Genomic DNA, 6,089 nt, shown 5'->3' on the forward strand with positions numbered 1-6,089 from the left:
CAGGATTCATACTAGCACCGCAGAACTTTCTCGCGCTAAAAAACGGTGGGCGCGAACGACACAGACAGCAGATACACCGTATAGCCCAGGAAAGCCGCCAGCAAGAGCGCCCCTTCAACCGGTTGGTTTGACCGCGCCGGAGACCGGAAAATCCGTGTTCAACTGGCCATAGAATTCCGTTGACTTCGCCCAAATCGCACCGCAAGATTCTTTTTGCTTTCCGGGACAGCTGCATGATCAACGCCAACCATCGTTTATTTCGTGGTCCAGTTCAAACGCCTCTGGTAGTGGTTCCACTACTGGCGTTGCTGCTTGTCTTTTTGTCCTCGGTTACGCACCAGCAGGCCTCTGCTGCCCGAGTTGGCCATGGATTTGTTGAACCCCTGGATCATCTGGTGGTTGCCAGTCATACCGAGTCTCTTTGGGCTCAGTGCGGCAACGTAAGGCGTGATGCAGCCGATGATGGTCCGGATTTTCCTGATGTCGGGTGTAAAAGTCGGTCGGTGTTGTCGACCGGGCTTTGCTGCCAAACCCCTGCTAGCTCCGCTGTTGCGGTCTATCCTTCTACCACCCCCCGTTTTCTGATCCCGCTGCTTCGCGCACCCCCTCTGGCGTAATCCTCCAACTATTCATGGCTGAACATTTGGGCAGTCATCACTGTGAGTGAAGTTTTCTTCGAGGATTACCCATGAAATCGTTGCATACACGGGCCGTCGTCTACGGCCTGGTGATTGTGCTCGGGTTGCTGAGTGCATTGCCGAACCTTCTTTCCCCCACATTGTCCGGCATGCTTCCGGACTGGTACCAGCAGAATACGGTCTCCCTGGGGCTGGACCTTCAGGGTGGCTCACACCTGCTTCTGGAAGCGGATATCCAGGAACTGTTTGCCAGCGAGCATGAAGCCATTGCCGCCGAGTTGACCACCTCCCTGCGTGAGGCGGACATTCGATACGGGCGCCTCCAGATTACTGATAGGGGTATCGAGCTGCCGGTGCGCCAGCCCGAACAGGTGTCTGAAGCGGCCAGCCTTGCTCGAAAACTGGCAACGGACACACCGGATGGCACGCGCCGGTTCGACGTTGATACCAACGGCGGGCGTTTGGTGCTGACGCTGACCGAGTCCTGGCGGGTGGGTATATCCCGGGATGCGGTGGAGCGAAGCCTGGAAGTGGTCAGGCGGCGACTTGATGAAACCGGACTGGTGGAGCCCAGCATTACTCGCCAGGGCAGCGACGGCATTCTGGTACAGATGCCGGGCGTGGCCGACCCGAGCGAGATTCGTGAACTGCTCGGTACCACCGCGAAAATGACCTTTCACTGGGCGGCCCGGGGAATAGCGGAGGACGATACCGCTACGATTATCCTCCCGGGCGCCCACGAAGACAGAGACTATAAACTGGAAGAACGGGTTGCCATGGCTGGCGAGCACATCCGTGACGCCCGCATGGCTTTCAATCCGGATACCAACGAGCCGGTGGTCAATTTCAAGCTGGACGACAAGGGTGCCCGGCTGTTCGGGGATATGACCCGGGACAACATCGGTCGGCCCCTGGCCATCGTACTGGATGGTGAAGTGATTACCGCACCGGTTATCCGCAGCGCCATTGGCGCTAGTGGAGAGATCAGCGGCGGGTCTACCACAAAAGAAGCGAGTAACCTGGCCCTGCTGCTGCGAGCGGGTGCCTTGCCCGCGCCTTTGCATGTGATCGAGGAACGTACCGTGGGCCCGGATCTGGGCAGTGATGCCATTGCCATGGGGCTGACCACCGGTTTGCTGGGCGCGGCCATGGTGATTGCTTTCATGATAGGGCTTTATGGACGCTGGGGATTGATTGCCTGTGTTGGTTTGACGGTGAACGTCGGGCTGGTGTTCGGGATATTGAGCCTGCTGGGGGCGACCCTGACCCTGCCGGGGATTGCTGGAATTATCCTCACCATTGGCATGGCGGTGGATGCCAATATTCTGATCAACGAGCGTATCCGTGAAGAATCCCGCGGGGGCAAGCCAGCCTGGATGGCCCTCAGAGAGGGGTTCGGCAAGGCCTACAGAACGATTCTGGATTCCAACTTCACTACTTTGATCGCGGTCAGCCTGCTCTTCATGTTTGGCAGCGGCCCGGTCCGGGGCTTTGCCGTTACGATTGGCATAGGCCTGGTGACTTCCCTCTTTACGGCCATAGCGGTCACTCGCCTGATCATGGAATGGCGCATCCGGGGTCGCGAGCGGGAACCGTTGGTGATTTCGGGCATTGCCTCGCTTGACCGCCTGAGTGAGCGGGGCGTGAACTTCATGCGCGGTCGCGTGATCGGCCTTATGGTCTCGGCGGTGCTGTCCATTGCGGCAATCGCTCTGTTTGTGCAGCCGGGACTGAAATACGGCGTCGACTTTACCGGCGGTACGGTTGTGGAGGTGCAGGCCCAGGGAGTCACTGTTGATCAATTGCGAACCACGCTTCAGGCGCAAGACCTTGAAGACGCGGCCATTCAGGAAGCGGGCGCAGACGGGCGCTTCCTGATCCGACTGCCGGCAGAGCAGGGCACGCCGGGGGCAACGGCGGAGCAGGTTGCCTTACTTAAAGCTTCTGTGACCTCTGTTGAGCCAACCGCGGAGTTCCCGAAAGTGGATATGGTGGGGCCAAAAGTCAGCGGCGGTTTCAGCGATGCCACCATTCTGGCCATTCTGTTGGCCGGCGCAGGCATGTTGGCGTACCTCTGGTTCCGGTTTGAGTCCCATTTTGCCTGGGCGGCCACACTGACCATTGCGCTGGATCTTACCAAAACCATCGGGTTCTTCGCGCTCGCCGGCGTGGAGTTCAACCTGACAGCGGTGGCAGCGCTGCTCGCGCTGATGGGCTATTCGGTAAACGATAAGGTGGTGGTGTTTGACCGAATCCGGGAAAACATCCGCAAGACGCCGGATCGCCCCATGCTGGAACTGCTGAACGACAGTATCTCATCAACGCTAACCCGCACGGTGTTTACCTCGGTAACCACCTTTCTGGCGCTGTTACCCATGGGGGTTGCCGGTGGCGCAGCGGTGGCGAGTTTCGCCTTGCCCATGCTGTTCGGCATTGTGATTGGCACCAGCTCTTCGGTCTTTGTGGCTTCGCCTGTCTTGTACTATCTCGGTCAGCAGCGGGCAAGGAAGGGGCTTGCCCAGTTAAGGCCAACGGCCGAGGAGATTCGGAGGGAGCTGGAGCTTATACCTTAGGGATGGTGCCGGCTTACCGGACAGCCGGCGCGAATCATCCAGCCGTTTTTATGTTTTCCCCATTTTTATCGAACCGCCGCTTGATTAGCGACGGCGTAATCCATAATCTTTCCGCTAACACGACCCCTGCCTCTTGGCTTCGACAGGAGCTTACGTGGGGGTTTTTTGTAATTTGTGGTACGCCACACTTGAGTAATGCACCACTCGTGTCTATTATTTGTCGCAACACGGCCCCAATCGGTGGATCTGCTCTGCAGTGAAGCTGCTGCGGGGTTTTTTATTGCCTGCTTTTCGGGAAACACTCCCAGCCTCTCCATTCATCCGACACGCCAAAGGCACCCCAGCCAATCCCAAGTGATTCGTTTTCGGGAAATTCTGCCAGTAATTCAGAGAGCCGTTGCCACCAACTGGACGTTGGATTGATAGAGCTCAATAGCTTCTGGCAAATACACAGCAACAGAAAAGGCCGGGCAAGAATATGTTCGTTGCCACGCGTCCAGGCGTTATCAAAGTCCGGCACAACGTCCTTGGGCGGTTTTTGTGGCTGGTCTACCACGTTACGGTTCCATAAGCGGCTGTGATGGGCGCACACGTTGCGTAAGTAGTTCAGACTCCGTAGCCAGGAGGCCAGAGTACGGCCATTCTGAATCCCGTATTTATCCGCGATGGTGTCCTGGTCTTCCGGGCGCATACCATCATAGAGCTCTGACAGCGTGTTGAAGTCCCATACCTCGCAGGCAATCCAGATAGGCAGCGGGTGGCCATACTTGGTTTTATTGTGCCTGATGAAGTCTTCCTTGGAGCGGGCGATTTGTGTGGCCTGCTTCTTCATCCAATCCACGTGTCTGGGCAAGCCTGTTTTAGCGTCTGCCTCCTTGGCGAACCCCTCGAACAGAATGTCCGGGTTCAGGTAGGCGAATGGGTCATGCTTTCCCAGCGTGTGGGATATATCGACTCGCAAGGCCACTTCAATACGCTCGAGCGCATCCAGCGCAAGAAGGCGAAGCTTTTTGTCGAATACGTACAGGCGCACGGCCGCCTCGAAAGATGCGCCCGGCTTGAAGCCGTCCAGAACGGTGCTGGTAGGCTTCGTCTTTTTCCCTTTTGGAATCCCCGCACCAACGGGGCAAAACAGCTCGGAGCGTTCACGAAACGGATGCCAGTACCCACTCAGGCGGTAGTAGCCAATACGCTCCAGGTATTCCAGTGCCTTTGACTCATCGGTAACCGCAAGTCCCCGGTTCTTTAACTTATCGAGCTGCTCGCGGTAGCTAAGCCACGGTTTTTCATACACTGCGCGGTCATCCTTTTCCGGTTAGTTCAGGGCGTTTTCAACCACGGCTTCGGCCAGTTGGCAACGAGCTTCACTGGCTTGGTTTATCCGCTCCTTGAGCTGGTCGCAGAGGGCCATGAGTTCATCGACTTTTTGGACGATGCGTTTCTGCTCAGTGAGAGGGGCCAGCGGTATAGCGATGGACTCCCATTTCGACCGATTAATGATGGGGGTCGCAGAGCCGGTGGCTTTTTCACGAATAGAGTGTTGAAAGAAATCAGCGTTTATTGCCGCCAAGAGATAGCGGGGCTGAACGAGAACAGGTCTAATTTTGTTCAGCTGCTGATTAAATCCACAGCGCTCGGTTACTATCGCAGTTTTGCCTATAGAACCCCCTATACACACGGTCAGAATATCCCCAGGAAGCGCTTCCTCGGACTGGAGGATTCCCTCCTCTGAAAGGTGTTTTTCTGGCGCGTTTATCTTTCCCGCAGCTGTGACTTGTCCTGGCCCGATAAATGGAATGTCGCCAGAAAAGAAGCTCGCGTTCTTAGTGCTTGGGGTTTTCCCTGTGGAAGTGAGACCGGTTTGCCGAAGAGGCACCCACGCCCAAGTAGAGGGGATCTGAAATGGCTGCGATTCAGCGGTTCCGCTCTTTGGGGGTTTTGAAGTCCTACGCTTTCCGTTTCCGGTTTCTGCCTTTTGAGCTGCTATGCGCTCGATGAGTTGTTCCGCAGACTCATCCCCCACATCCTGCTCCACCAACCGCCCCATCACCGCCAGTTGCAGGATGGTCTGCTTGAGCTTGTCGATGCTCTGTTCGGTGGTGAACAGGGTGTCGAAATGGGCGGCGAGGCGGGCCCAGTTGTCGGCCAGTTCGGTGGTGTTTTCGGACTGGGTGAGGGTGTCGAGCAGGGTGTCCACGAGGGTTTCGTGGGCCTCGAGCTGGTCGCTGGTTTGCTGTTCCAGCCGGTCGCAGAGGGCCATGAGTTCATCGACTTTTTGGACGATGCGGTGTTGTTCTTCCAAAGGGGGAAGCGGGAAGGGCTGATTCGCAAAGTCGCCAAACTTCAGGCTTTCCACAGTCGTGCCCGTTTTCGTTAGCTTTTCCAGAATGAAACGCTCAAAGCCCCATGACAGGACTTGTATGTAGCGGGCCATTTCTGGTTTAAACAGTTGCAGCGCTTTAAGGTCTTGGTTGATGGTGCACTGGACCCGAGTTACCGCAGTTGGAAACATCCGTCTGAGTATGCCACTTCGCACCACGAAGAGAACTGCGTTCTCAGGAAGAAGTGCTAGTCCTCCTGCGTTCAATGCATCTTGTGTCACGTGGTCTTCAGAGGTGGCAATTTCGGCGCTTTTCATGTCTTTGGGGGTTACCCAAGGTATATCGCCATTCCAAAATTCACTCCGAGATTTGCTCGGAGTCTTGCCCCCTGAGAAGACTCCCAAATGGGATAGCGTTGCTCCCGCCCATCCACTAGGGAGGCTCTGAATAAGTCTCAAAATCAGCGATAATACGGTCATCGTCAACTGCACAGGATTCGTTGCCACCATGGATCAGATCACCTTCTCCGAAGCCGAGTACCAGACCAAGAAGCGTAA

The 6,089-nt window shown here is 56.4% G+C and carries 3 protein-coding genes; 1 reads left to right on the forward strand and 2 read right to left on the reverse strand.

What is annotated here, in order from left to right:
* Positions 1 to 688: 688 nt before the first annotated feature.
* On the forward strand, positions 689 to 3,211 hold the full coding sequence (secD, locus tag QPL95_RS17840; RefSeq protein ID WP_303292279.1) for a protein translocase subunit SecD: 2,523 nt from the start codon (positions 689 to 691) through the stop codon (positions 3,209 to 3,211).
* Between the two features lie 277 nt (positions 3,212 to 3,488).
* On the opposite strand, the gene QPL95_RS17845 is transcribed toward secD, so the two are convergent.
* Together QPL95_RS17845 and QPL95_RS17850 are read right to left on the reverse strand one after the other, a co-directional pair.
* A complete protein-coding gene (locus QPL95_RS17845) occupies positions 3,489 to 4,505 on the reverse strand; it encodes an Abi family protein (protein ID WP_303292280.1) in 1,017 nt (338 codons plus the stop codon).
* A gap of 21 nt (positions 4,506 to 4,526) precedes the next feature.
* Positions 4,527 to 6,041 carry a restriction endonuclease subunit S gene (locus QPL95_RS17850; protein ID WP_368389768.1) on the reverse strand — a complete coding sequence of 505 codons (1,515 nt, stop codon included), beginning with the start codon at positions 6,039 to 6,041 and terminating at the stop codon, positions 4,527 to 4,529.
* Positions 6,042 to 6,089: the final 48 nt, after the last annotated feature.

This window comes from Marinobacter sp. SS5-14b (assembly GCF_030541005.1).
Taxonomy (GTDB): domain Bacteria; phylum Pseudomonadota; class Gammaproteobacteria; order Pseudomonadales; family Oleiphilaceae; genus Marinobacter.

Bases quoted from the DNA above. Each gene is read 5' to 3' on its own strand.
- QPL95_RS17850 (WP_368389768.1), bottom strand. From the start codon at position 6,041: ATGGTGGCAACGAATCCTGTGCAGTTGACGATGACCGTATTATCGCTG.
- secD (WP_303292279.1), top strand. From the start codon at position 689: ATGAAATCGTTGCATACACGGGCCGTCGTCTACGGCCTGGTGATTGTG.